This window comes from Krasilnikovia sp. M28-CT-15 (assembly GCF_047159595.1).
Lineage (GTDB): Bacteria > Actinomycetota > Actinomycetes > Mycobacteriales > Micromonosporaceae > Actinoplanes.
On record NZ_BAAGAK010000001.1, the window covers coordinates 6301728 to 6328351 of the forward strand.

At 71.2% G+C, this 26624-nt stretch carries 19 protein-coding genes; 7 read left to right on the top strand and 12 right to left on the bottom strand.

Features of this window, described 5'->3' with window-relative positions; all coding sequences use genetic code 11:
• Positions 1 to 176: 176 nt before the first annotated feature.
• Together ACMCNO_RS28880 and ACMCNO_RS28885 are read left to right on the top strand one after the other, a co-directional pair.
• Positions 177 to 1661, top strand: a complete 1485-nt coding sequence (locus tag ACMCNO_RS28880) for a hypothetical protein (protein WP_412752588.1) — start codon at positions 177 to 179, stop codon at positions 1659 to 1661.
• 224 nt (positions 1662 to 1885) lie between these two features.
• Positions 1886 to 2893, top strand: a complete 1008-nt coding sequence (locus ACMCNO_RS28885; RefSeq protein WP_412752589.1) for an endonuclease/exonuclease/phosphatase family protein — start codon at positions 1886 to 1888, stop codon at positions 2891 to 2893.
• A gap of 106 nt (positions 2894 to 2999) precedes the next feature.
• On the opposite strand, the gene cimA is transcribed toward ACMCNO_RS28885, so the two are convergent.
• Positions 3000 to 4586, bottom strand: coding sequence for a citramalate synthase (gene cimA / locus ACMCNO_RS28890; RefSeq protein WP_412752590.1), 1587 nt, complete (start codon positions 4584 to 4586; stop codon positions 3000 to 3002).
• A gap of 255 nt (positions 4587 to 4841) precedes the next feature.
• Here cimA and ACMCNO_RS28895 point away from each other — a divergent pair, with 255 nt between their 5' ends.
• Positions 4842 to 5585 (top strand): tyrosine-protein phosphatase, encoded by a 744-nt coding sequence (locus ACMCNO_RS28895; protein ID WP_412752591.1) that lies wholly within the window; start codon positions 4842 to 4844, stop codon positions 5583 to 5585.
• A gap of 38 nt (positions 5586 to 5623) precedes the next feature.
• Here the strand turns inward: ACMCNO_RS28895 and ACMCNO_RS28900 are convergent, their stop codons facing one another.
• The gene (locus ACMCNO_RS28900; RefSeq protein ID WP_412752592.1) at positions 5624 to 6721 is read right to left on the bottom strand and encodes a branched-chain amino acid aminotransferase; all 1098 of its coding nucleotides are present in this window, start codon (positions 6719 to 6721) and stop codon (positions 5624 to 5626) included.
• Positions 6722 to 6887: 166 nt separating this feature from the next.
• A complete protein-coding gene (locus ACMCNO_RS28905; protein WP_412753842.1) occupies positions 6888 to 7919 on the bottom strand; it encodes a 3-isopropylmalate dehydrogenase in 1032 nt (343 codons plus the stop codon).
• A 348-nt stretch (positions 7920 to 8267) separates the two neighbouring features.
• Here ACMCNO_RS28905 and ACMCNO_RS28910 point away from each other — a divergent pair, with 348 nt between their 5' ends.
• A complete protein-coding gene (locus tag ACMCNO_RS28910) occupies positions 8268 to 8630 on the top strand; it encodes a hypothetical protein (RefSeq protein WP_412752593.1) in 363 nt (120 codons plus the stop codon).
• A 23-nt stretch (positions 8631 to 8653) separates the two neighbouring features.
• Here the strand turns inward: ACMCNO_RS28910 and serA are convergent, their stop codons facing one another.
• From serA to ACMCNO_RS28935, 5 genes are all read right to left on the bottom strand, one after another.
• Positions 8654 to 10252 carry a phosphoglycerate dehydrogenase gene (gene serA, locus ACMCNO_RS28915; protein WP_412752594.1) on the bottom strand — a complete coding sequence of 533 codons (1599 nt, stop codon included), beginning with the start codon at positions 10250 to 10252 and terminating at the stop codon, positions 8654 to 8656.
• A gap of 249 nt (positions 10253 to 10501) precedes the next feature.
• A complete protein-coding gene (ilvC, locus tag ACMCNO_RS28920) occupies positions 10502 to 11515 on the bottom strand; it encodes a ketol-acid reductoisomerase (protein ID WP_412752595.1) in 1014 nt (337 codons plus the stop codon).
• 78 nt (positions 11516 to 11593) lie between these two features.
• Entirely contained in the window at positions 11594 to 12109 is a 516-nt protein-coding gene (gene ilvN, locus ACMCNO_RS28925; RefSeq protein WP_412752596.1) for an acetolactate synthase small subunit, read from the bottom strand.
• Positions 12110 to 12124: 15 nt separating this feature from the next.
• Positions 12125 to 13972: an acetolactate synthase large subunit gene (locus ACMCNO_RS28930; protein WP_412752597.1), complete on the bottom strand. Its 1848-nt coding sequence runs from the start codon at positions 13970 to 13972 to the stop codon at positions 12125 to 12127.
• 198 nt (positions 13973 to 14170) lie between these two features.
• Complete coding sequence (locus tag ACMCNO_RS28935; protein WP_412752598.1) at positions 14171 to 16552, bottom strand: putative bifunctional diguanylate cyclase/phosphodiesterase; 2382 nt, start codon at positions 16550 to 16552, stop codon at positions 14171 to 14173.
• Between the two features lie 145 nt (positions 16553 to 16697).
• On the opposite strand from ACMCNO_RS28935, the gene ilvD reads away from it, so the two are divergent.
• Both ilvD and ACMCNO_RS28945 read left to right on the top strand, forming a co-directional pair.
• Complete coding sequence (gene ilvD / locus ACMCNO_RS28940; RefSeq protein WP_412752599.1) at positions 16698 to 18545, top strand: dihydroxy-acid dehydratase; 1848 nt, start codon at positions 16698 to 16700, stop codon at positions 18543 to 18545.
• A gap of 298 nt (positions 18546 to 18843) precedes the next feature.
• A complete protein-coding gene (locus tag ACMCNO_RS28945) occupies positions 18844 to 19167 on the top strand; it encodes a hypothetical protein (RefSeq protein WP_412752600.1) in 324 nt (107 codons plus the stop codon).
• A 68-nt stretch (positions 19168 to 19235) separates the two neighbouring features.
• Here ACMCNO_RS28945 and ACMCNO_RS28950 read toward each other — a convergent pair whose 3' ends face one another.
• From ACMCNO_RS28950 to ACMCNO_RS28960, 3 genes are read right to left on the bottom strand one after another with little or no spacing between them, the layout of a single operon-like run.
• Positions 19236 to 20090 (bottom strand): carbohydrate ABC transporter permease, encoded by an 855-nt coding sequence (locus ACMCNO_RS28950; protein ID WP_412752601.1) that lies wholly within the window; start codon positions 20088 to 20090, stop codon positions 19236 to 19238.
• The gene (locus tag ACMCNO_RS28955; RefSeq protein ID WP_412752602.1) at positions 20087 to 21082 is read right to left on the bottom strand and encodes a carbohydrate ABC transporter permease; all 996 of its coding nucleotides are present in this window, start codon (positions 21080 to 21082) and stop codon (positions 20087 to 20089) included. The genes ACMCNO_RS28950 and ACMCNO_RS28955 overlap by 4 nt, the downstream gene beginning before the upstream one ends.
• A 60-nt stretch (positions 21083 to 21142) precedes the next feature.
• A complete protein-coding gene (locus tag ACMCNO_RS28960) occupies positions 21143 to 22420 on the bottom strand; it encodes an extracellular solute-binding protein (protein ID WP_412752603.1) in 1278 nt (425 codons plus the stop codon).
• A gap of 308 nt (positions 22421 to 22728) precedes the next feature.
• On the opposite strand from ACMCNO_RS28960, the gene ACMCNO_RS28965 reads away from it, so the two are divergent.
• A complete protein-coding gene (locus tag ACMCNO_RS28965) occupies positions 22729 to 23748 on the top strand; it encodes a LacI family DNA-binding transcriptional regulator (protein WP_412752604.1) in 1020 nt (339 codons plus the stop codon).
• A 9-nt stretch (positions 23749 to 23757) separates the two neighbouring features.
• On the opposite strand, the gene ACMCNO_RS28970 is transcribed toward ACMCNO_RS28965, so the two are convergent.
• On the bottom strand, positions 23758 to 26352 hold the full coding sequence (locus ACMCNO_RS28970; protein ID WP_412752605.1) for a putative bifunctional diguanylate cyclase/phosphodiesterase: 2595 nt from the start codon (positions 26350 to 26352) through the stop codon (positions 23758 to 23760).
• Positions 26353 to 26624 lie beyond the last annotated feature (272 nt).

Sequence of the window (26624 nt, forward strand, 5' to 3'; positions counted from 1 at the left end):
GGCCATGGTGCCCAAACAGACAAAGGTCCACAACCTATTACGCGAGGTGGGGGTGGGCCGGTCGGTCCGGGATTCGATGCGGCATGACAACGTTGTCGCCGGTTGCCAGAACGTGACAGGCGCGTTTCAATACGTCCTGCGCTCGTGAGAGCGCTCTCACACCGTCAGGAGCGCCCATGCCCGCCGTCCGGCCCACCCCCGCCGCGCCCCTCTCCCGCCGCCGGCTGCTCGCCCTGCCCGCCGCCGCGGCCGCCGCCACGATGGCCGCGCCGCTGTTCTCCCCGGACCCCGCGGTCGCCGGCACGTACGCCTCCCGCAACCTGGTCGACCGCTCCCTGGCCGGGCCGGTCAGCCGCGCGTACCGGTATCTCGACGTCGTGCAGGACGCCTACGTCAAGGGCGGCGAACCGCGGCTGCTGCAGTCGTACAACAGCGAGAGCGGTCTCATGACCAGCGCCTTCGTGTACGACAACGCGCTGGCGGCGCTGGCCTACCTGGCCAACCCGACGGTCGCCAACGTGCGCCGCGCCCGGCTCATCGGCGACGCGCTGCTGTGGGTCCAGGCCAACGACGAGACGTTCAGCGACGGCCGGGTACGCCAGGCGTACGCCGCGGGCCCGATGCTCTTCTACGGCGGCGGCCCGTACTTCCCCGGCCTCAAGCGGGCCGACGGCAAGGCCGCGGTGCTGTACCCGTTCGGCTTCGGCGGGTCCTCCACCGGCGACCAGGCATGGACCGCCCTCGCCCTGGCCCAGCTGTACGTCGACACCAGGATCGCCAAGTACCTCGACGGCGCGGTCGCGCTGGCCCGGTGGATCGCCGAGCAGACCTCCCCGTACCGGTACGGCGGCTACCACGGCGGCCGGCAGTCCGACGGCGTCAGCGTCCAGCGCTGGACCGCGACCGAACACAACATCGACGTGTACGCCCTGTTCGTGCTGCTCGCCAAGCTCACCCGGGACCGGCGGTGGGCCGGGCGCGCAGAGGTCGCGGCGGACTTCGTCCGGGCCATGTGGAACCCGGCCGGCGGGCACTTCTGGACCGGCACGCTCGGCGGCAACCCGGGCGAGGACCCGAACCAGATCAACACCGGCAACGTCGCCGAGGACACCCAGACCTGGGCGCTGCTCGGGCTCGGCGACCGCTGCCACGACGGGGCGGTCGACTGGGCACTGGAGCACCTGTGGAACACCGACGGCGGCGTCGGCTCCCAGCTGCCGCCGGGCGTCAAGGTGTCCGGGGTCACCTTCAGCACGGCGGCCAAGACCGCGACCGGGACGGTGCCCAACAGCGACCTGCCCAACGACCCCCGCGCGGTGTGGCTGGAAGGCAACGGGCACGCCGCGCTGGCGCTGCTCAAGCGGGGCAGGCCCGGCGACGGCGCGCAGGCCCGGCGGCTGCTGCGCGAGACCGTCGTCGCCCAGGAGCAGCTCGGCGGCGGGCAGACGGTCGGGCTCACCGCCGACCCGGCGGACGGACGGCTGTCCAACCCGGGCGAGGGCGGCACCTGGACCGGCACCGCGCTGCCGGAGCAGTCCGGCATCGTCGCCGCCAGCAGCGCGTTCGACACCGGATTCCTGTTCGGCTACTTCCAGCGCCAGCACGTGGGCGCCACCTCATGGTTCGTGATGGCAGCGCAGGGCTTCAACCCGTACCGGTGACGGTGTGCCCGGCCGGGCACGCGCCGGGGATCGGCGGCACGGTTCACGGGGGCCGTGCCGCTCCCCCGTCGGGAGCGGCTCCCGCGCGGGGCGACCCGGGTGGTTGCCGCGGTGTCCGGGCGCGGCGGATGGCGTGGGCGCGGGTGTGACGGATGGCGTGGGCGCGGGTGTGACGGATCTCCCGCGATTCGGGCGACATGGCGGACACCGGATAACGTCGCGCCATGACCCTCACCAGCTCACCCCCCACGACCCGCCCGGCCCGCAGAGTGCTGCGCACCGTGCTGCTGTGGGTGCTGCTGCTGCCCGGCGCCGCGTGGGCGGTCGTCCGGTTCGGCGGGTGGGAGCGCGGAGCGCTGGTGCAGTTGTTCGCATTCACCCCGTACGTGGCGGCATGGGCCGTGGTGCCCGCCCTGCTGGCGTTCGCCGCCCGCCGCTGGCTGACGGCCGCGGTCGCCACGGTCAGCGCCGCGCTGCTGATCGCCTGCGTGCTGCCGCGCTCCATGGCCGACCACGACCCTGGCCCGCAGACCGGCGTCCCCGTGCACGTGCTGACCGCCAACATGCTCATGGGCAAGGCCGACCCGGCCACGATCGTCCGGCTGGTCCGCGAGAACGACGTGGCCGTGCTGGCGTTGCAGGAGTACACGGGCGCGGCCCGATCGGCACTCACCGCGGCGGGGCTGGACCAGCTGCTGCCGTACTCGTCGCTGGCGATGCCGGTCGGCACCGACCCGTTCGACACCACCGGCTCGGCGCTGTACTCCCGGTACCCGATCACCGCGCCGGGCGTGCGCCACAACAAGGGCGGCTTCCAGCAGGCGTACGGGACTGTCCAGCCGCCCGGCGCCCGGCCGGTGGTGGTGGAGTCCGCGCACCCGCTGGCGCCGTTCGCCGTCGACGTGCTCGACAGGTGGCGTTCCGACCTGGAGGCCCAGCCGTACGCCGACGGGAGCGGCCCGGTCCGCATCCTGATGGGCGACTTCAACTCGACGCTGGACCACAAGGCGCTGCGGGCCGTGATCGCGCACGGCTACCGCGACGCGGCCGACGCCTCCGGCAAGGGTCTGATCGGCACGTGGGGGCCGTACGCGGACCACCCGCTGCCGCCGGTGACGATCGACCACGTCCTCGCGGACGAGCGCATCGGGGTGGCCGGAGTCTCGGTCCACGCCCTGCCCCGCAGCGACCACCGCGCGGTCCTCGCCGACCTGCGCCTCCCGACCCCGTAGTCCCAAGACCGGCCCCGCCCCGGCCCGGCCAGCCCAAGCCCGGCCGCCCGGACCGGGACAGCGCCGCCGGGCCCGGATAAGCAGACCGGGCCCGGGGTGTGCCGGATCAGGCGGGCGTGGTGGAGCGGGACAGGCCGTACGTGAGGGCGTCGGTGAGGGCATGCCAGCTCGCCTCGACGACGTTCTCGTGGACGCCGACCGTGGTCCACTCCCGGGGGCCGTCGGTCGTCTCCAGCAGCACCCGGGTGACCGCCCCGGTGCCGTGCGAGCCCTCCAGGATGCGCACCTTGTAGTCAGCCAGCTCGAACGTACGCAGCTGCGGGTAATGCTTGGACAGCGCCACCCGTAGCGCCTCGTCGAGCGCGTTGACCGGGCCGTTGCCCTCGGCGGTGGCGATGACCCGCTCGCCGCGTACCCGGACCTTGACCGTGGCCTCCGAGACCACCGCGCCGTCCTCGCGGTGTTCGACCTGCACCCGGTACGACTCCAGGGTGAACGGCCGGACCAGGGCCTCGCCGGGCAGCTCGCCGCGCACCAGCAGCTCGAAGGAGGCGTCCGCGGCCTCGAACGACCAGCCGCCCGCCTCCAGGTCCTTGACCTTCTGCGTGACCGTGGTCAGCGCCTCCGGGTGGCCGGCCAGGTCCAGCCCGAGCTCGCGGCTCTTGAGCTCGATGCTGGCCCGGCCGGCCATCTCCGTCACCAGGATCCGCATGTCGTTACCTACAACCTTCGGGTCGACGTGGTTGTAGAGCACCGGATCCACCTTGATCGCGCTCGCGTGCAGCCCCGCCTTGTGAGCGAAAGCGGCGGCCCCGACATAGGCCTGGTGGGTGTCGGGGGCGATGTTGGCGATCTCGGCGAGCGCGTTGGAGACCCGCGTCGCCTGTTCCAGGCATCCGTCCGGTAGGACCTTCAGCCCGAGCTTGAGTTGGAGGTTCGCGACGACCGCGAACAGGTCGGCGTTGCCGGGCCGTTCGCCGTACCCGTTGGCGGTGCACTGGAAGTGTTTGACGCCCGCCTCGACCGCGGCGATGGTGTTCGCGACCGCGCACGACGTGTCGTTCTGGCAGTGGATGCCGAGTGCGTCCGGGCTCACCCCGGCCCGCTGCACGACGTCGTTGATGGCGGCGGTAACCAGGGAGGGCAGCATGCCGCCGTTGGTGTCGCACATGACGACCCGTTCGGCGCCCGCGTCGAACGCCGCGCGCACCACCGAGGCGGTGTAGTCGGGGTCGTGGCGGAAGCCGTCGAAGAAGTGCTCGCAGTCGACGAACGCGCGGCGCCCGTTGGCCACCAGGTGTGCCACGGTGTCGCGGACCATGGCCAGGTTCTCCTCGCCGGTGGTGCGCAGGGCCCGTTCGACGTGCCGGATGTCGGATTTGGCCACCACGCACACCACCGGGGTCTCGGCGTCCAGCAGCGCCTGCACCTGCGGATCCTCGGCGACCTCCACCCCGGCCTTGCGGGTCGCACCGAACGCCACCAGCACCGCGTGCTTCAGGTCCAGCTCGGTACGGGCCCGCCGGAAGAACTCCGTGTCCTTGGGCATCGCGCCCGGCCAACCGCCCTCGATGAAGCCCACCCCGAATTCGTCCAGCAGCCGGGCCACCGCCAGCTTGTCGGCGACCGAGTAGCTGATCCCCTCGCGCTGCCCGCCGTCGCGCAGCGTCGTGTCGAACACCTGGTAGGTCATGGCGGATGTCCTTTCTGCAGGCGGGTGAGCCACAACAAAAAGACCCCCCGCGGATGCGGGAGGTCTGCGCGTCGGCGAAACGGTCGGCCGGCGCGCTAGGTGCGAATAATCAGCACGGAGTGGGTCACGCAAGGAAGCATGCCACCAACGGCGCGGAGATGGGGCCTAAGTCCAGAATCCGGGACTCCAGCCCTCGCCCCGCTCGCTGAAGTCGGTCCTTGCAAGGGGCGGGAGCGCGCCGGTTAGGTTGTCAGGGTGGCAGCGGAACCGTATCCCCGGAACCTGGACTTCTCGACGAACTACAACTTCCGCGACGTGGGCGGCTACGCCGGGCTCGGCGGCCGGACGGTGCGCTGGCGGCGGCTGTTCCGCGCGGACTCGCTGCACCGGATCGGCGACGCGGACGCGGCGGCGTTCACGGCACTCGGGGTGCGCACGGTCATCGACCTGCGGCGGCCGTTCGAGGTGGCGCGGCACGGCCGGGTGCCGCACAGCGACGGCCTGGACTACCGCAACGTCGTGCTGGAGCACGTCGACTGGGAGCAGGTCGCGTACCCCGAGGGCACGGTGCACGAACGCTGGCTGGCCGACCGGTACCTGAACTTCACCGAGGACGGCCAGAAGGCGCTCGCCGAGTCGCTGCGGATCCTGGCCGACCCGGAGGCGGCGCCGGTGGTGGTGCACTGCATGGCCGGCAAGGACCGTACGGGCACGGTGTGCGCGCTGGCCCTGGCGCTGCTCGGGGTGTCCGACGCGGACATCGCCGCCGACTACGCGCTGACGGAGCCGGCGATGGCGTCGCTGACGGCACACCTGCTGCGCACCAACCCCGAGGTGGTACAGGGCAACGAGCACATGTTCGACTCGCCCGCGGCGGCCATGCTGCTGTTCCTGGCGGATCTGCGGGAGCGGCACGGCTCGGTCGAGCAGTACGCGCGCGACATCGGTATCACCGACTCCGACATCACGTCGTTGCGCGGTCACCTGCTGGAGAACTGACCGCCGCGCGCCCGGTGACGGGCGCGCGGCGCACCAGTTCAGATCACGCGGTGTACCCAGCCGAACGGGTCCGCCGCGCGGCCGCGCTGGATGTCGACCAGCTCCTGCCGTAGCGCGGCGGTCACCGGGCCGGTGTCGCCGTCGGCGACGGTGAACTCGCCGTCCGGGAAGCGGACCGTGCCGATCGGGGTGATGACCGCGGCGGTGCCACAGGCGAACGCCTCCCGGATCTGGCCGGATGCGGCGCCGGTACGCCACTCCTCGAAGCTCACCTTGCGTTCCTCGACCCGGCGTCCGGCCTTCTCGGCCAGCTTGATGACCGATTCGCGGGTGATGCCGGGCAGGATCGTGCCGGTCAGCGGCGGGGTGACCAGGGTGCCGTCGTCCAGGACGAAGAAGATGTTCATCCCGCCCAGCTCGTCGATGTACGTCCGCTCCACCGCGTCCAGGTACACCACCTGGTCGCAGCCGTGCTCGATGGCCTCCGCCTGGGCGGCCAGCCCGGCCGCGTAGTTGCCGCCGCACTTGGCCGCGCCGGTGCCCCCGGGCGCGGCCCGGGTGTAGTCCGGGGAGACCCATAAGGTGACCGGCTTGAGCCCGCCGCTGAAGTACGCGCCCGCGGGCGACGCGATGACCAGGTAGAGGTACTCCCGGGCGGGGCGCACGCCGAGGAACACCTCGGAGGCGAACGCGAACGGGCGCAGGTAGAGACTGCCGTCCTCGATCTGCGGCAGCCACTGCCGGTCGATGCGGATGATCTGGCGCAGCGACTCGAGGAACATGCTGGTCGGCAGCGCCGGCATGGCCATCCGCTGCGCCGAGGCGGCGAACCGGGCCGCGTTCGCGTCGGGCCGGAACATCGCGACCCCGCCGTCCGGGGTCGTGTACGCCTTCAGCCCTTCGAAGATCTCCTGGGCGTAGTGCAGTACCGCGCTGGCCGGGTCCATCGCGATCGGGGCGCGCGCCTCGACCCGGGGGTCGTACCACCCTTTGCCGTCGGCGTAGCGGATGGTGACCATGTGGTCCGTGAAGACCTGCCCGAAGCCGGGGTTGGCCAGCATCGCGGTGCGCTGCGCGTCGGCTACCGGCGCGGCATGCGGACGGATCTCGAAATCGAGGTTGTCACCACCACTCATGGCACGTGACCTGCTTTCTTCATGAATGAGCGAGCGTGGGGGGCACCCGTGGTGCCCATGAACTTACCCCGAACGGTCGTTCATGCCGACCACGGCGGGGCATGCGTCGACTACCGGCCGGGTTAACGGCCGGGAGGTGCGCAGAGTTGGGCTCGGGTGGGACCGCTCAGGCGGCCGCGGTGGCGGCGACCCGGTCCCCGACCTCGGCGGTACGCAGCGGCGCGCCCGGCGTGCGGGACGCGACCTCGGCCGCGACCGCCTCGGATACTCGGCGGGCCTCATCCGGGCGGCCGAGATGTTCCAGCAGCAGGGCGGCGGAGAGGATGGCCGCCGCCGGGTCGGCGATGCCCTGGCCCGCGATGTCCGGCGCGGAGCCGTGCACCGGCTCGAACGTCGACGGGTACTGCCGCTCGGGGTTGACCGAGCCGCTGGCCGCCATGCCGATGCCGCCGGTGACGGCCGCGGCGATGTCGGTGAGGATGTCCCCGAACAGGTTGTCCGTCACGATGACGTCGTAGCGCTGCGGGTTGCTGACCATGAACATGCTGGCCGCGTCGATGTGCTGGTACTCCGTGGTGACCTGCGGGAACTCCGCGGCGACCGCGGCGAAGGTGCGCGCCCACAGGCCGCCCGCGTGGGTCAGCACGTTGGTCTTGTGCACCAGGGTCAGGTGGCGGCGCTCGCGGCGCGCGGCCCGGGCGAACGCGTCGCGGATGACCCGTTCGACGCCGTGCCGGGTGTTCAGGCTCTCCTCGGTGGCGATCTCCGCGGGGGTGTCGCGGTGCAGGACACCGCCGGCGCCGACGTACAGGCCCTCGGTGCCCTCGCGGACCACGACCATGTCGATCTCGCCGGGCTTCACCCCGGCCAGCGGGCTGGTGGTGCCGGGCCAGAGCCGGGACGGGCGCAGGTTGACGTACTGGTCGAAGTCGAAGCGGAGCTTCAGCAGCAGGCCGCGCTCCAGCACGCCGGGCGGGACGCTGGGGTCGCCGATGGCGCCGAGCAGGATCGCGTCGTGGCCCGCCAGCTCCTGCTGGACGCTGTCCGGCAGGATCTCTCCGGTGCGGTTGTACAGGCGGGCGCCGAGGTCGTACTCCGAGTACGCGAGGCCGGGGAGCACGGCGTCGATGACCTTGCGGGCCTGTGCGGTCACCTCGGTCCCGATGCCGTCACCGGCCACCACCGCGATCCGCGCCACCGTCACGTCCACTCCCTCGGTCTGCTCCCGACTCGAGGAGCCTAACCGCGTGTCCCGATCTCCGGTACGGCGGTCCCACGATACGGCCGAGTAGTCGTTCAGGGGGCGGACGCGAACAGCCCCCGCGGATCATGGCAAGGATCGCGGGGGCCGTCACGACGAGTACACACCCGCCGGGGTTGTTCGCCGCGCGGACAGCACTCGAACGCGTCACCCGAAGACGAGCCCGGCCCGGCCGTGCGGCAGGACTAACGCTAGCGATGCGGACTTATGTCACGCAAGACGCATCCCCCGCGTGTCGCCGCAAGGATCCGCAATCATGCCGGATGGCGGTGGCATCATCCGCCGGTGAGTTTCGACCTCGTGGTGTGGGCCATGGACAACACGGACATGCCGGACGCGGTGCGGGCGGCCAACGCGCGGTGCGCCCGTGGCGAGCACCCGCAGCGCCCCGCCGACCCCCGCGTCGTCGCCTTCTACGACGCACTGACCCGCGAATACCCCGACCGGGGGCAGCGCGCCAAGGCACCCGGCTCGCCGTGGGCCGCCGCTCCGCTGCACGCCGCCGCCGACCACATCCAGATGCGGCTCGACGAGAACTGCCCCGACGTCGTGCTGGAGACCATCGAACGGCTTGCCAGGGAGCTGAACCTGGACCTGCTGGACCTGCAGGACGGCACGGTGTACCCGCCGCCCGCCCGGGTGCACTAGGGGCCGGGGTATTAGGGGCCGGGTCAGTCCTCGCGCAGGTCGACGATGCTGCCGCGGGACGAGCCGATCGCGGCCTCCACCGCGGAGAGCAGCTCGGCGTCCACGGAGGAGTCGACCGTCAACGCCATCAGCGCCTCGCCGCCCGCCTCCCGGCGGGCCACCTGCATGGCGGCGATGTTCAGCCCGGCGGCGCCCAGGATGGTCCCGATCGCGCCGACCACGCCGGGGCGGTCCGCGTACCGGAAGAACAGCAGCACCCCCTCCGGGCTCAGCTCCAGGTCGAAGCCGTCCACCGCGGTGAGCCGGCGGGTCTCGCGGGTGCCGGTCACCGTGACCGTGCCCGCGACACTCACGGTGCGCCCGTCCGGCAGGGCCCCGCGTACGGTCACCAGGTTGTGGTGATCGCACTCCTCGTCGCTGGTGACCAGCTGGACGTCGACCCCGCGGTCGGCGGCCAGCTTGGGTGCGTTGACGTACGTGACCTGCTCCTCGACGACCGCGGAGAACAGCCCCTTGGTGGCGGCGAGCTTGAGCACCGCGACGTCGTGGGACACGATCTCGCCGCACACCTCGACCGTCACGTTCGCCGCCACGCCACCCGCCACGGCCGTGAAGACCTTGCCCAGCTTCTCGGCCAGCGGCAGCAGCAGCCGGACGTCCTCGTCCACCACGCCGCCCGCCTGCACGTTGACCGCGTCCGGCACGAACTCGCCCTCCAGGGCCAGCTTCACGCTACGGGCGACGGCGAGGCCGGCCTTGTCCTGCGCCTCCACGGTGGACGCGCCCAGGTGCGGGGTGACCACCACGTTCTCGAACGCGAACAGCGGCGAGGAGGTGATCGGCTCGGCCGTGAACACGTCCAGCCCCGCTCCCGCGACCCGGCCCTCGGCCAGCGCGGCCGCCAGGGCGTGCTCGTCGATCAGGCCGCCGCGCGCCGCGTTGACGATCCGCACCCCGGGCTTGACCGTGGCCAGCTCCTTCTCCCCGATCAGGCCGACCGTCTCCGGGGTACGCGGCAGGTGGATGGAGATGAAGTCGCTGTCGCGCAGCAGCTCGTCCAGCCCCACCAGGCGCACCCCGAGCTGCGCGGCCCGCGCGGGCTGGACGTACGGGTCGTACGCGATGAGCCGGGTGCCGAACGCCGCCATCCGCTGCGCGAACAACACCCCGATGCGGCCCAGCCCGACCACCCCGACGGTCTTGCCCGCGACCTCGACCCCGGTGAACCGGGCGCGCTTCCACTCGCCCTGCTTCAGCGACGCGCTGGCGCTGGCGGTGTGCCGGGCGACCGCCAGCAGCAGGGCGATGGCCTGCTCCGCGGCGGAGATGATGTTCGAGGTGGGCGCGTTGACGACCATCACGCCCCGGGCCGTGGCGGCGGCCACGTCCACGTTGTCCAGTCCCACGCCCGCGCGGGCCACCACCGTCAGCCGGGGTGCCGCGGCGATCGCCTCGGCGTCGATCCGGGTGGCGCTGCGCACGAGGACCGCGTCCGCGTCGGCCAGCCCGGCCAGCAGGGCGGCCCGGTCTGTGCCGTCGACGTGGCGTACCTCGAAGTCGGTGGCCAGCACGTCGATGGCGGCGGGGGCGAGTTCCTCGGCGATCAGTACGACGGGAGTCATGCGTCTCCAACCGGCTCGCAGGCCGTCGGCGACCGGCCCTCTTGCGCGATCGTATGCGGGTGTCCGGCGTGGACATGGTGTCATCCCAACGTGACCGCGGTCACATACTCGTAACCTTACGGCCGCCGCACGCGGGATCGTGCGGCGGTCGATCGGCGGCGGGGCAGACGCGCCGCGGCCCGGCCGTCGAACCCACGGAAGACGAAACGCCCGGCCGCACGTGCGGCCGGGCGTTTCGCGGAGCAGTTGTCAGGCGGTTTCGGTGATCGGCCGGTCCACCCAGCTCATCATGGCGCGCAGCTTCTTGCCGGTCACCTCGATCGGGTGCTCGGCGCCCTGCTCGCGGTACTTCTTCAGCTCCGGAGCACCGGCCTCGTCGTCGGCGATGAGGCGGCGGGTGAACTCGCCGGACTGGATGTCGGCGAGGATCCGCTTCATCTCCTGCTTGGTCTCCGCGTTGATCACCCGCGGGCCGGAGACGTAGTCGCCGAACTCGGCGGTGTCCGAGACGCTGTAGCGCATCCGGGAGATGCCGCCCTCGTACATGAGGTCGACGATCAGCTTCAGCTCGTGCAGGCACTCGAAGTACGCGATCTCCGGGGCGTACCCCGCCTCGGTGAGCACCTCGAAGCCGGTCTGCACCAGCGCGGCGGTGCCGCCGCAGAGCACCGCCTGCTCGCCGAACAGGTCGGTCTCCGTCTCCTCCTTGAACGTGGTCTTGATGACGCCCGCCCGGGTGCCGCCGATGGCCTTCGCGTACGACAGGGCCAGCGCGAGCGCGCCGCCCGTGGCGTCCTGCTCCACCGCGACCAGGGCGGGCACGCCCTTGCCGTCGGAGTACTGGCGGCGCACCAGGTGGCCGGGGCCCTTGGGGGCGACCATCGCCACGTCCACATCGGCCGGGGGCTGGATGAGCCCGAACCGGATGTTCAGGCCGTGGCCGAAGAACAGCGCCTTGCCCGCGGTCAGGTTCGGGGCGATCGACTCGGTGTAGATCTTGCGCTGGGCGGTGTCGGGGGCCAGCAGCATGATCACGTCAGCCCACGCAGACGCCTCGGCGGGGGTGAGCACCTTCAGCCCCTGCTCCTCGGCCTTGGCCCGGCTCTTCGAGCCCTCCTGCAGGCCGACCACCACGTCGACGCCCGAGTCGCGCAGCGACAGCGAGTGCGCGTGGCCCTGGCTGCCGTACCCGATGACGGCGACCTTGCGTCCGGCGATGATGGACAGGTCGGCGTCGCCGTCGTAGAACACCTCAGCGGTCATGACTTCCTCTCAAATGACATGTGTCGACGTGCCGCAACGGGCACGGTGGAACTGCGGCACCGGTGCCGCGCGGACTTCTCAGGCGGCGCGCAGCGCCGGGCCGGTGGTGATGGACCGGGAACCACGCCCGATGGCGACCATGCCGGACTGCACCATCTCCTTGATGCCGAACGGCTCCAGATCACGCAGGAGTGCCTCCAGCTTGTCGGCCGTGCCGGTCGCCTCGATCGTGAGGGTGTCCGGCGCGACGTCGATCACGCGCGCCCGGAACAGGTCGACAGTCTCCATGACCTGGCTACGCACGGCCCGGTCCGCACGCACCTTGACCAGCAGCAGCTCGCGCTGCACCGACTGGTTCGGATCAAGTTCCACGATCTTCAGTACGTTCACCAGCTTGTTGAGCTGCTTGGTCACCTGCTCCAGCGGAGAGGAGTCGGCGTTGACCACGATGGTGATCCGGGAGACGTCCGGGTTCTCGGTCTCCCCGACCGCCAGCGAGTGGATGTTGAAGCTGCGCCGCGAGAACAGGCCGGACACCCGGGCCAGCACGCCGGGCTTGTTCTCCACGAGCACGGAGAGGGTGTGCATGGTCATGAGAATGTCCCTAACTCACAGGTCGTCGTCGTCGAAGTTCGGGCGCACGTCCCGGGCGAACATGATTTCGTCGTTGCTGGTGCCGGCCGCGACCATGGGCCACACCATGGCGTCCTTGCCGACGGTGAAGTCGATGACCACCGGGGCGTCGTCGATCTCCATCGCCGCCTTGATGACCTTGTCCACGTCGTCCTTGGACTCGCAGCGCATGCCGACGCAGCCCAGCGCCTCGGCCAGCTTCACGAAATCCGGGATCCGGTGCTTGTGGGTGCCCAGCTCCGTGTTGGAGTACCGGCCCTCGTAGAACAGGGTCTGCCACTGGCGGACCATGCCCAGGTTGCCGTTGTTGATGACCGCCACCTTGATCGGGATGCCCTCCAGGGCGCAGGTGGCCAGCTCCTGGTTGGTCATCTGGAAGCAGCCGTCACCGTCGATCGCCCACACCGCGGTCTGCGGCCTGCCGACCTTGGCGCCCATCGCGGCGGGCACGGCGTAGCCCATGGTCCCGGCGCCGCCCGAGTTGAGCCAGGTACCCGGCTTCTCGTACTTGATGAACTGCGACGCCCACATCTGGTGCTGGCCGACCCCGGCCACGTAGACCGCCTCCGGGCCGACCAGCGCGCCGATCCGCTCGATGACGTACTGCGGGGCGAGGGTGCCGTCGGTCGGCTCGTCGTAGCCGAGCGGGTAACGCTGGCGCAGGTCGTCCAGCTGCGCCCACCAGGGCGCGTACGCCCCGGTGCCACCCGCCGAACCGGAGACCGCCGCGATCAGCTCGTCGATGACGTGCCGCGCGTCGCCGACGATCGGGACGTCCGCGTGCCGGTTCTTGCCGATCTCGGCCGGGTCGATGTCGGCGTGCACCACCTTGGCGTCCGGGGCGAACGAGTCCAGCTTGCCGGTGACCCGGTCGTCGAAGCGGGCGCCGAGCGTGACCAGCAGGTCGGCCTTCTGCAGCGCGTACACCGCGGGGACCGTGCCGTGCATGCCGGGCATGCCGAGGTGCTGGGGGTGCGAGTCCGGGAACGCGCCGATCCCCATCAGCGTGGTGACCACCGGGATGCCGGTCAGCTCGGCCAGCTTGCGCAGCCCGTCGGTGGCACCGGCCTTGAGCACGCCGCCGCCGACGTACAGGACCGGGCGTTTGGCGGCGGCGATCAGCCGGGCCGCCTCGCGGATCTGCTTGCCGTGCGGGTGCAGCGTGGGCCGGTAGCCCGGCAGGTCCAGGGTGGGCGGCCAGGTGAACGTGGTCTGCGCCTGCAGCACGTCCTTGGGGATGTCCACCAGCACCGGGCCGGGACGGCCCGTGGCGGCCAGGTGGAACGCCTCGGCCAGCACCCGCGGGATCTCCTCGGCGCTCTGCACCAGGAAGTTGTGCTTGGTGATCGGCAGGGTGATGCCCTGGATGTCCGCCTCCTGGAAGGCGTCCGTGCCGATCGCGGGGCGCGGCACCTGGCCGGTGATCGCGACGATCGGCACCGAGTCCATGTACGCGTCCGCGATCGGGGTCACCAGGTTCGTGGCGCCCGGCCCGCTGGTCGCGACGCACACGCCGACCTTGCCGGTGGCCTGCGCGTACCCGGTGGCGGCGTGGCCCGCGCCCTGCTCGTGCCGGACGAGGATGTGCCGCACCTTCGAGTCGAACAGCGGGTCGTACGCCGGCAGGATCGCCCCGCCCGGGATCCCGAACGCCACCTCGACCCCGAGCGCCTCCAGCGAACGCACGAGCGATCCGGCCCCGGTGGTCGGGGTCGGCGACACCGTGGCTACCGCCGCGGCGCCGACGGCCGCCGCGACCGTGGCGGGGCTGGGCGCGGCGGCGTGAGCACGGTTGGCGAGCGTCTCTGGCGTGGGTCTCGTCATGGCGATCAGACCTTCGTTCGGTGGTGCTTCGGTGGCGGCGCAGACTGCTGCGCGGGTCCGGGTGGTGCGGGTTCTGCCCAACAAAAAAGGCCCTCGTGCACTGGGTGCACGGGACCTTGCGCGCTATCCCCGCCGGTTAGGCGTGAGAGACAGCGCGCTCATGTAAGTACTCGGGAAGACCAGTCCTTCGACATGCCGTCAAGACTGCCCGATCTCATGCGCTGAGTCAACTGATCCCACATCCTGGTCACCCGGCGGAGCGGCGAACGCGGGATCGGTGGGCAGCAGTGCCCTGACCTGCCGAATCCCCGGCCCAAGCATGATCACCTGGCTGCGCGCCGGTCCGCCCGGGGAGGCCGCCGCGCGGGGCGCGGGAGCCGGGCGCGCGGCACCGGAGCGCAGTGTGCGCAACTGCACTTCGAGGTGCTCGGCGGGCACCCCCCAGCCGAACAGCGACCCCTGCCCGAGCCGGCAGCCCGCGTCCTCCACGACCGCGCGTTGCGCGGGGGTGCCGATCCCCTCGGCCAGCACCTCCAGGCCCAGCCGGTGCCCGAGCCGGACCACCACGTCGACCAGCGGGGCCGCCATGCCCGTCCGGGACTCCGGCTCCGCCACCAGCGCGTGGTCGATCTTGAGAATGTCGACCGGGAGGTTGCGCAGCTGCCCGAGCGAGGAATACCCCGCGCCGAAGTCGTCCAGCGCGATCCGCACCCCGGTGGCGCGCAGCTCACCGAGGCGGGCGATCAACTCGTCCATGTCCGTGGCCACGGCGTGCTCGGTGACCTCCAGCACCAGGCGCTGCGCGGGCACGCCGTGCTCCTCCAGCGCGTCCGCCACCTGGCCCGCATAGTCGGCGGCGTGCAGTTCCCTGGGCGACAGGTTCACCGAGACCCACACGTCGTGGCCCGCCGCGAGCCACCGGGACAGCTGCCGGCACGACTGTTGCAGCACCCACGCGCCCAGCCGGTTGATCAGGCCGGATTCCTCGGCCACCGGGATGAACTCGTCCGGCCGCACCGCACCCAGCTCCGGGTGGTACCAGCGCAGCAGCGCCTCGGCGCCCACGATCCGCATCGAGGGCAGCGCCACCACCGGCTGGAACACCAGCCGCAACTGGTCGCGGGCGATCGCGTGCCGCAGCTCGGTCTCCAGCACGCTGTGCCGGCGCAGCAGCTCGTCGTAGCGCTTCTGGTAGCGCTCGACCCGGTTCTTGCCGCGCTGCTTCGCGTACCGCAACGCCAGGTCGGTGTCGCGCATCAGCGCCCCGGTGTCGCCGGGGCCTGGGCGACCGGCCACCCCGACGCTGGCCGACAGGAACACCGAGGCGTCACCCACCTCGTACGGCTCGCCCAGCACCGCCAGCAGCCGCTTCGCGGCCAGCATCGCCTCGTCCGGGTTGGCGGTCATCAGCACCGCGAACTCGTCGCCGCCCAGCCGGGCGGCCACGTCACCGGGCAGCAGGTTGGCCCGCAGCCGGACACCCACCTGAGCCAGCACGTCGTCGCCGACGTCGTGGCCGCGCATGTCGTTGACGTTCTTGAAGCCGTCCAGGTCGATGCCGATCAGCACCCGGGGGCGCCCGCTGACCTCCTGCTCGCGCAGGGCCCGCAGCAGCCCCCGCCGGTTGGCCAGACCGGTCAGCGGGTCGGTGTGCGCCAGCTCCCGGAAGTGCGCCTCCCGCTGGCGCAGCTGCAACGTGTAGCGCTTCACGTCGACCAGGGCCAGGTACTGCCGGGCGACCAGCGCGAAACCCTCGACGCTCGCGGCGGCCAGCCCGTACGCGGCGACCTTGCCGCCGTTGCCGTAGTGCCAGGCCGCGGAGCCGACCATCCCGAGCATCGGCACGAACGCGTACGCCGTTCCGCGCTGGGTGACGTCGCCGGTGACCAGCACCGGCCGGTCGGCGACCTTCACCGCGCGGGCCACCACCAGCAGGCCCACGGACAACGCCAGCGCGGCCAGCAGCGACACCACGCTGGAGGCCCGGCAGATCCCGCCGGAGAGCCCGGTCGCCGCGACCGCCACCACGCTCACCCCGGCAGCCACCCACACCGTGACCGTCCGCGGCCGGTACGCGTGCATGCCGAGCACCACGGTCAGCCCCGAGGCCACCACGGCCATGCTGGCGGGCAGGATCAGCGCCAGGCACCCGTACGGCGTGTGGTCGCCGAGGATGCGGGTCGGCGGGGAGAACAGCACCCAGCCCACGAAGCAGCCCGCGGCCGCGATGACCAGTCCGTCGAGCAGGTGCCGCAGGGCCGCTCCGGGGCTTTCCGCGGCGCCTGGGAGCACCAGTGTCCCGGTCAGCAGGATCACCGTGCCCAGCGCCATGCCCACGGCGACGGCCTGCCCGAGCATCTGCCGGTGCGCCTGGGCCGCCGCGTGCGGCAGCAACAGCGCGCTGAGCGTCCCGGCCAGCGCGGCGGCCGTGACCACGGCGCCCCCGAGGGCCAGCAGCAGGTGGGCGCGGCGTGGCGCCCCGGTGTGCCGGCGGCCGGACTCGCCCAGCAGCGCCACGGCCAGGACCGCGACCAGTAGGCTCGCCAGCCCGGCCAGCTCCACGCCGGACGGTGAGTGCACGGGACTACTTTGCCGGAAAATCGGCCGCCGCGGGGGCCTGGCGGCCGGTTGGTTTCGCACCGGAACGGAGTTTTGTCGTCCCGCGCTGTGGACCCGCAGCTCCCGGCGACTGTCCGCCCCTTACCCACGGTGGCAGACTGAGGTCATGCCTGAGCTGCGCTCCCGGACCTCGACCCACGGTCGGACGATGGCCGGCGCGCGCGCCCTGTGGCGCGCCACCGGCATGACCGACGACGACTTCGGCAAGCCGATCGTCGCGATCGCCAACAGCTTCACCCAGTTCGTACCCGGCCACGTGCACCTCAAGGACCTCGGCGGGCTGGTCGCCGAGGCGGTGGCGCAGGCGGGCGGGGTCGGGCGCGAGTTCAACACGATCGCGGTCGACGACGGCATCGCCATGGGCCACGGCGGGATGCTCTACTCCCTGCCCAGCCGGGAGCTGATCGCCGACGCGGTCGAGTACATGGTCAACGCGCACTGCGCGGACGCCCTGGTCTGCATCTCGAACTGCGACAAGATCACTCCGGGCATGCTGCTGGCCGCGCTGCGGCTCAACATCCCCACGGTGTTCGTCTCGGGCGGCCCGATGGAGGCCGGCAAGACGATCGCCATCGAGGGCGTCGTGCACGAGAAGCTCGACCTGATCGACGCGATGGCGGCCAGCGCCAACGACAAGGTCACCGACGAGCAGCTGGACACGATCGAACGCTCGGCGTGCCCCACCTGCGGCTCCTGCTCGGGCATGTTCACCGCGAACTCGATGAACTGCCTCACCGAGGCGATCGGCCTGGCCCTGCCGGGCAACGGCTCGACCCTGGCCACCCACGCGGCCCGCAAGGCGCTGTTCGAGCGGGCCGGTGCGCTGATCGTCGAGCTGGCCAAGCAGTACTACGACGGCGACGACGCGTCCGTGCTGCCCCGGGCGATCGCCAGCCGGGCCGCGTTCGAGAACGCGGTCGCCCTGGACGTGGCGATGGGCGGCTCCACGAACACCGTGCTGCACCTGCTGGCCGCGGCCCGCGAGGCGCAGCTCGACTTCAGCGTGGCCGACATCGACGCGATCTCGCGCCGGGTGCCCTGCCTGTCCAAGGTCGCCCCGAACAGCCCGAAGTACCACATGGAGGACGTGCACCGGGCCGGCGGCATCCCCGCACTGCTGGGCGAGCTGAACCGGGCCGGCGCCCTGCACACCGACGTCCGCGCGGTGCACTCCCCCGACCTGCCGACCTGGCTGGACGCGTGGGACATCCGCGGTGGCAGCCCGTCGGCCGAGGCGATCGAGCTGTTCCACGCCGCACCCGGCGGGGTGCGCACCACGCAGCCGTTCTCCACCACCAACCGGTGGGCCAGCCTCGACACCGACGCGGCCGAGGGCTGCATCCGGTCGGTGCAGCACGCGTACACCGCCGACGGCGGGCTGGCGATCCTGTTCGGCAACCTCGCCCCGGACGGGTGCGTGGTGAAGACCGCCGGGGTGGACGAGGAGCTGTGGAAGTTCACCGGTCCGGCGCGCGTCTTCGAGTCCCAGGACGCGGCCGTCGAAGGCATCCTCGGCAAGCAGGTGGTCGAGGGCGACGTCGTGGTGATCCGCTACGAGGGCCCGCGCGGCGGCCCCGGCATGCAGGAGATGCTGTATCCCACGTCGTTCCTCAAGGGCCGCGGGCTGGGCAAGGCGTGCGCGCTCATCACGGACGGGCGGTTCTCCGGCGGCACGTCGGGGCTGTCCATCGGCCACGTCTCGCCCGAGGCGGCGGCCGGGGGGCTGATCGCGCTGGTGGAGACCGGCGACGAGATCACCATCGACATCCCGGGCCGCTCCATCAGCCTCAACGTCGCCGACGAGGAGCTGGACCGCCGCCGCGCCGGGCAGGAGCGCCGGGAGAAGCCGTACAGCCCGGTCGACCGGGAGCGGCCGGTCTCGGCGGCGCTGCGCGCCTACGCCTCGATGGCCACCTCAGCCAGCGACGGCGCCTACCGCCTCGTACCCGAATAATTCATCTTTCATAGGTACGGCGCACCCCGCGACAACCGCAACGCCGCCGCCCGCCCCGACCGGATCCCGCCGGGGCGAGCGGTTCGCGTGACACGGCGTGGGTGGCGCCTCGGCGCGAAGCCACCGACACCACAGCACCACCGGCCCCGGCGGGCTGCTTCGGAACGGCCGATTCGCCAGCTCAACGACGACATCTCGGCACTTCGCTCGATGACCACTAGCGCATGACTCGGAAGGGACTCCGTTGTCGAACTCGTTGGATGCCGGCCGAATTTTTCGACAGGCATGGATCGACGGTGTGCACAAGCACTACCCGGGAGAACCGAAGGCTTCATACATCACGCCGTGGGATGACACGCCCGAGTGGGAACGAAGCAGCGCCTCCGCCGTCTTCGGGCAAGTTCGTGACTTCATCATGATCAGCGACGGGACCACTCGCAGGCTGAGCCGGGTGCAGCGTGGCCGGTTCGTGGCCCTGTGCTGGATCGCTCAAATCTACAAGCACTTTCCCGACCCGAAGCCCGCGTACGTCGCGGACTGGGACGACTTGCCGGACTGGCAGCGTGAGACCGATGCCGACATCTTCGATCGAATCGAGGAGTCGGTGCTTGAGGCCGGTTAAGTCGATCAGAGCTGGCTTGGTGTTGCAAACGACGCGGGTCCACCCGTCGCGCAACGTCGTCCGGCTCGTCAGGATTTGACGGCGCCTTCCATGATTCCCCGCACGATCTGGCGTCCTCCGATCAGCAGCAGGATCAGCAGCGGGACCGTGGCCACGAACGCGCCCGCCAGCACCCGCCGGTAGATGACGTAGTTGCCGCTGGCCAGGTCGGACAGCGCGACCATCGAGGTGGGAAATTCGGTGCCGTTGAGCGTGATCAGCGGCCACTGGAAGTCGTTCCAGGTGGCCACGAACGTCAGCAGCCCGAGGACGGCCAGGGCGGGGCGGATCGCGGGCAGCACGATGCTCCAATAGATCCGCACAGTGAGGGCGCCGTCGATGCGGGCCGACTCGATCAGTTCGTCCGGCACGGCGTGCACGATGAACTGCCGCATGTAGAACACGCCGAACGCGGTGACCAGGCCGGGTGCGATGACCGCCAGCAGGGTGCCGTTCCAGCCGAACTTGCCCATGAGGATGTAGAGGGCGACGACGCCGAGCTGGTTGGGGACGGTCAGAGTCAGGATCACCACGACCATCATGGCGTTGCGGCCCCGGAAGCGCAGCTTCCCGAACGCGAATCCGGCCAGCGAGCAGAAGAACAGCACCGAGGTGGTGACCACGGCCGAGACGATCAGGCTGTTGATGAGCGAGGCGGTGAAGTAGACGTCCTGCAGCGTGAAGACCTCGCGCAGGTTGGTCATCAGCTGACCGCCGGGCAGCACGGCCGGCGGGACCCGGGCGACCGCGTCGTCCGTGCTGGTGGCGATGACGAACATCCAGTACAGCGGGAACGCCGAGATCGCGAGGACCGCGGCCAGGGCCAGATACGTACGCGGGTTGCCGGGGGTCTCCTGGGGTGCCCGGGCGAGCTGCGCCTTCATCGGCGGCCACCTCCGATCCGGTTGGTGAGCAGGGCGTTGAGCCCGGCCACGAGCAGGATGATGAGGAACAGGGCCCACGACATCGCCGCCGCGTACCCGAGGTTCAGGTCCTTCCAGCCGACCTGGTAGATCAGTTGGGCGATGGTCTGGAACTGGCCGTCGGAGCCGCCGGAGGCCGCCGCCGGGTTCTCGTCGAACAGCATGGGCTCGTTGAACAGCTGCAGCCCCCCGATCGTGGAGAGCACCACGGTGAAGATCACGACCGGTTGGATCATCGGTACGGTGATCCGCCACAGCTGTCGCCACGGGCCCGCGCCGTCGACCGCGGCGGCCTCGTAGACGTCCTTGGGGATCGACTGCATCGCGGACAGGTACAGCAGCGCGTTGTAGCCGATCCACTTCCAGTTGACCATCACGGCGATGGCGATCCAGGAGCTCCACTTGGCGGCCCGCCAGTCGAGCGGCTGCTCCTGACCGAAGCCGACGACCCCGAGCAGCCAGTTCGCCAGGCCGTTGTCGCGGGCGAAGAAGACCGCGAAGACCAGCGTGGAGGCGGCGACCGGGGTCACGTACGGCAGCAGCACCCCGACCCGCCACCAGGTGTTGCCGCGCAGCCTGCGGTTGAGCAGGTTCGCGATGATCAGCGCCAGCAGCAGCTGCGGCACGGTGGACAGGATGAAGATTCCGAACGTGTTGCCCAGCGCGTTCCAGAAGTCCTCGTCGCCGATCAGCCGTGTGAAGTTCGCCCCACCGGCCCAGCCGGTCAGTGCGGGGTCGTCGAGCCGCCAGTGGCGCAGCGCGACGATCCCGTTGAACACGATCGGGAAGAGCCCGAAGACCGCGAACAGCACGAAGAACGGCGCGACGAGCAGGTACGGCGTGCGGGTGGTGTCGAACCGGTAGAGCCGGTTGCGCCACCCGGCGCGGTGCTCGGGTGCTCGCGGCCGGGGTTCGGTCGCCGCCTGCTGCGGCACGGTGTGGGTGACGGACACGGGCCACTCCCCTGTCTCAGAAGGAGCGGGGCAGCCGGTGGGCCGCCCCGCCCCCGCGGTTCACGAGTTGGCGACCTTCTCGGCCTCTTTGACGGCCTCCGGCCATGCCTTGTCCGGGGCGAGCGAACCCTGCTGGACCCGGGTGATGACGTTCTCCACCGCGACCCGGGTGGGGCCGTTCTTCTTGCCCAGGTACTGCGGTTTCAGGTTCGCCGCGGTGGCGGCGAAGATCTGGCCCGTGGGGGCGTTGCTCATGAACTCCTTCTTGTAGTCGAGCACCGCGGGGTCGGAGTAGAGCGCGGGCTGCGACGGCAGGTTGCCGACGGTCTTGAAGACCTCGATCTGCTGCTGCGGCTGGATCATCCACTCGACGAACTTGTACGCCTCGTCGGTGTTCTTGCCCTGCTTCGGAATCGTCCACCAGGAGCCGCCCCAGTTTCCGCCGCCGCCGGGGATCGCGGCGATGTCCCACTTGCCCTTCTGGCCGGGCGCGGTCTCCTGGATGTGGCCGATCATCCACGCGGGGCAGGCCAGCACCGCGAACTGGTCCTTCTTGAAGCCGGTGTCCCAGTTCGGCTGGAAGCTGGCGAGGTTGGCGGAGAGTCCGGCTTGGATCGCCTGCATGCTGAGGTCGAACGCGACCTTGGGACCACCGTCCATCTGCAGCTTCTCGCTGGTGTCGTAGAAGCCCTGCGGCTGCTGGGCGAGCACCGGGTTGAGCATGTTGGTGCCGGAGTCGACGAATTTCTTGCCGGTGGCGGCGACGTACTTCTTGCCGACGGTGATGAAGTCGGCCCAGGTCGGCCAGAGTTTGCCGACCGCCTCGCGGTCGGTGGGCAGGCCCGCCTTGGCGAACAGGTCGGAGCGGTAGCACATGGCCAGGCCACCGACGTCGGTGCCGAGGCCGATCTGCTGGCCTTTCGGGGACAGCGACTGCTGCCACTTCCACGGCAGGTACTTGGACTCGTAGCTGCCCGCGCCCTTGTCGAGCAGGTTGACGAACTGGTCGGCCTGGCTGCGGAACTGGACGATGAAGCCCTCGTCGACCGCGGAGATGTCCGGGGCGCCGGAGCCTGCGACGAGCTTCTTCTGCAGGTCCTCGTGCTGGGCGTTGTACTCGCCCGAGTTGAGGACGATCTTGACGTTGGGGTGGGCGGCCTCGTACTGCGCCTTCAGTTTGTCGAGGCCCATGTCGCCCCAGAAGTTGACCTTCAACGTGACCGTGCCGCCCTGGTCGGCGCCGCGCTCCAGGCTCTGCCCACTGCAGCCGGCGATCGCCAGGGTGCCGGCGAGGCCGGCGGCCAGCAGCCCCCGCCCTCGGCTTCCGAACCGTTTCATGTGCTCCTCCACCCAGGGGAAAGTGTCGCAAGAATCTACTGAACCGGATAAGTTCAGTGACCGTATGCCCGAGCATCACCAGTGTCAATACCTCGTTACGGCTTCGTGTCTGCCCCTGCTTGACCTATGTTGGAGCGCTCCCGAAACGCCCGAAGTGACCACATGCCAGTGGTCTGCAACACTTAACCGATCAAGTCCAGCGTTCCGGGGGCAGCGAAACCGGCGAGCGGTAGCGTGAGCCGTCGACCCCACGCGGTTCAGCTCGGATCGACGCCCGCACCCAGCGGTTCAGAGAAAGGCGACGCCCAGTGAAGCGGCCGACCATCGCGGACATCGCGAAGCGGGCGGGAGTGTCCAAAGGCGCGGTGTCGTACGCGCTCAACGGCCAGCCCGGGGTGTCCGACGCGACCCGGCAGCGCATTGTCGCGATCGCCCGGGAAATGGGGTTCAGCCCGCACAGCGCCGCCCGCGCCCTCTCCGGCGCCAGCGCCAAGGCGGTCGGCCTCACCCTGTGCCGGCCCGCCCGCATCCTCAGCATCGAACCGTGGTTCATGGGCCTGATCAGCGGCTTCGAGGCCGAACTAGGGGCCCGCTCGTACGCGCTGACACTGCAGGTCGTCGCCACCGCCGAGCAGGAGACCGAGGTGTACCGCCGCTGGTGGGGTGAGCGCCGCGTCGACGGCGTGTTCGTCACCGACCTGCGCGAAAACGACATCCGCGTTCCCGTCCTGCAGCAACTGCAACTCCCGGCCGTGGTGATCGGCGGCCCCAGCGACACCGGCTCGCTCACCCAGCTCTGGTCGGACGACGCCGGAGCGATCGCCGAGGCGGTGCGCTACCTGATGGCACTGGGGCACCGGCGCATCGCCCGCGTCGGCGGCCTGCCCGACCTGCTGCACACCCAGACCAGGACCCGGGCGTTCACCGAGGTCTGCGCGTCCCTCGGGCTCGACGAGGCCGTCACGGTGTCGTCGGACTACACCGGCGAGGAGGGTGGCCGGGCCACCCGGCGGCTGCTCATCGCCGGGGAACGCCCCACCGCGATCATCTACGACAACGACGTGATGGCCGTGGCCGGGCTGTCCGTGGCACAGGAGATGGGGCTGTCCGTACCCGGCGATCTGTCCATCGTGGCCTGGGACGACTCACCACTGTGCTCCCTGGTGCACCCCCCGCTGACCGCGCTGAGCCGCGACATCGCCGCGTACGGGGCGCACGCCGCCCGGCTGCTGCTGTCCGCGATCGACGGGGAGCGGGTCGGCGACGTCGAAGAGGGCACCGCCCACCTCACCCCGCGCGGCAGCACCGCCCCGCCCCGGGAGCCCTGAGCGCACCGCTCAGCCGCGGTGGGTTTCCAGGTACGCCTCCATGCGTTCCGCCGGGGCCGGGCGGGCCAGCGCGAACCCCTGGCCGTACTGGCATCCGGCACGGCGGGCCCGCTCCACCTGCTCCCGGGTCTCCAGGCCCTTGGCCACGATTTCCAGGCCGAGCCGGCGGCCCAGGCTCACCACCACGTTGAGGACGGCGGGGCCGTTGGCCTGCTCGTCCGCCGCGTTCAGCAACGCCCGGTCCAGCTTCAACATGTCGACCGGCAGGCGGCGCAGATGGGCCAGGGACGCCTGACCCGCGCCGAAGTCGTCCAGGGCGGCGCGGACGCCGAGCCGTCGCAGCCCGGCCAGGGACGCCACGATGGCCGGGACGTCCTCCGCGATCCACGCCTCCGCCACCTCGACGACGAGGCGTTCCGGGGCCAGCGCGTACCGGTCGAGGATGGTCTCGACCTGCTCGGGGAAACGCGCCGTGAGCAGCTCGCGGGGCGCCACGTTGACCGACAGCCAGCAGTCGGCACCGCCCGCGGTCCAGGTCGACAGGTGACGGCACGCCGCGTCCAGGACCCACTCGTCCAGCTCGGCGGCGATGCCCACCGCCCGGGCGATCGGCAGCAGCTCGGCCGGCAGGATCGTGCCCAGCCGCGGATGCCGCCAGCGCAACAGCGCCTCCACCCCGGCGGGATGCGCGTCCTGCAGGCTCACCGCGGGTTGGAACACCAGGTCCAGCTCGCCCCGCTCGGCCGCGCCGAGCAGCTCGCGCTCCAGCTCCATCCGCCGGTGCAGCTGGATCTCGACGTCGGTGTCGTACCACTCGACCCGGTCGTGGCCGAGCTGGCGGGAGCGCTTGCGGGCCAGGTCGGCGTGGCGCAGCACCTCGTCGGAGTCCGTGCCCCCGGCCAGCTCGGCCAACCCCACACTGGCGTGCAGCTCCACAATGGACCCCGGCAGCTGGTACGGCTCTCCGAGCAAGGTGACGAGCCGGGTGGCCAGCGCGTACGCCAGGACCGCCCCGTCCGGGGTGAGCACCGCGAACTCGTCGCCGCCCAGCCGGGCCGCGAGATCCACGTCGCCGAGCAGGCCGCGGATGCGGCGCCCGACCTCGATGAGCACCGCGTCGCCGATCTCCCGGCCGCGGGTGTCGTTGATCTCGGCCAGCCCGTGCAGGTCGATGACGAGCAGCGTGCCGTGCTGGCCGGGGCGGCGCCGGGATTCCAGCAGTTCCCGCATCAGCGCCCGCCGATTGGCCAGCCCGGTGAGCTGGTCGGTGTACGACAGCCGGTGCAACGTGCGTTCCAGGTGCCGCCGCTCGCCCACGTCACGGACGTGCACCACCAGCGCCGCCACCTCCGGCACGCCGCGCTGATCGGACACGGTCGACTCGGTGTCGCGCCACATGCCGTGGCCGTCGCGCAGCCGCGCGTTCACCAGGGCCGGCGGCCCTTCCGCGTGTGCGCCGGACAGCACGGATCCGATGACCGAGTGCGCGTCCGTGACGTCGTCGGGGTGGATGAGTTCACTGAACCGACGGCCGACGACTTCAGCGTCGGAGAGACCGAACAACCGCGCCGCCGCGGGCGACTGCCACTGGATCAGCAGGCGCCCGTCCAGCACCAGGGTGAGATCGGTGGCGCCCGCGACCAGGGAGCGGAAATGCGCCTCCTTGGTTCTCAGCTGGCCCGCGTACCGGCGGATGTCGCTGACCACCAACAACTCCCGGGCGGTGAGCACCGCGACCATCGTGATGCCCAGCATGATGGCCACCGTGTCGAAGTGCCCCACCGTGAGCAGGTGGTACAGCGCGGCGATCACCCCCACCGCGGCCGGGACGGCCAGCAGCGGGTAGCCGGAGAGGTACTGCTCGGGCTCACGCACCTCGGCATGCGCGACGGCCCCGCCGCGCCGGGAACCACCGTCGGCCGCGAGACCCAGACCGGCGACCAGCGCCAGACCGAGCACCGGCAGTGCCCTGCTCGGCGCACCGAGCGAAGCGAACGTCACCACCCCGCACAGCCCGGTCAGCACCAGGACCGCACCGGCCCCACAGCGCAGCGCAGCGCGTCGGTGCGTGCCCGCCCGGAGCACCACGACCACGATCATGGCAACCCCGGCCGTGGTGATCAGTGTGGCGGGCAGCGTCTCCGCGGGCGCGCTGCTGGTGGGCGGGATCAGCCAGGCGGCGAAGCCGAGGCTGATCCCCAGGCCCAGCCCGTCGAAGGCCCGGCGCAACCGGACCGGCCAGGTGGTCGCGCCGCCCGGCAGCAGCATCGTGCCCAGCACGAAGAACAAGGCCACCAGGGCCAGCCCCACGACGGCCAGGCTGGACGGGCCCGCCGTGCCCCGATCCGCCGGGTCACCGACCGCCGGCAGCAGCACCGTGGCGGCGGTCGCCAGCGCGCCCATTCCGATGAAGCCCGCGCCCTTGCAGGCGGCGTACGTTCCGGTGTCGTGGTGGATGGCCAGCGCGGCGCGCACCAGCAGCGCCGCGGCCCAGACGGCGACGCCGCCCGCCCCCAGCGCCAGGGCCGGCACGGGCGACAGCGGACCGGCCACACCGGACAGCAGGACGAGCGCACCCGCTGCGGGCACAGCGGCGGGCCTCACCCAGGACAGTCTCCCGAGGCGGGCGCGTGCGGGGGGCGGCGGCACTGCCACGTCGGTGGATCCTCTGCGGTCGGATCGAGGGGTCGGATCGGAGGGGACCGGGGTGGGTTGCTCCGGCAGAGCTGATGCACCTCACACCTGGCAACGAGCGGTCCTCCGTTCGGGTTACGGGACGGTAGAAATCCTTCGCATGTTCGGATCGTCGACTATGGACCTACCGCGGTCAATGCGGCGACCGGTGCATTACCTCGTCCGTGCGGCCGACGGGTCAC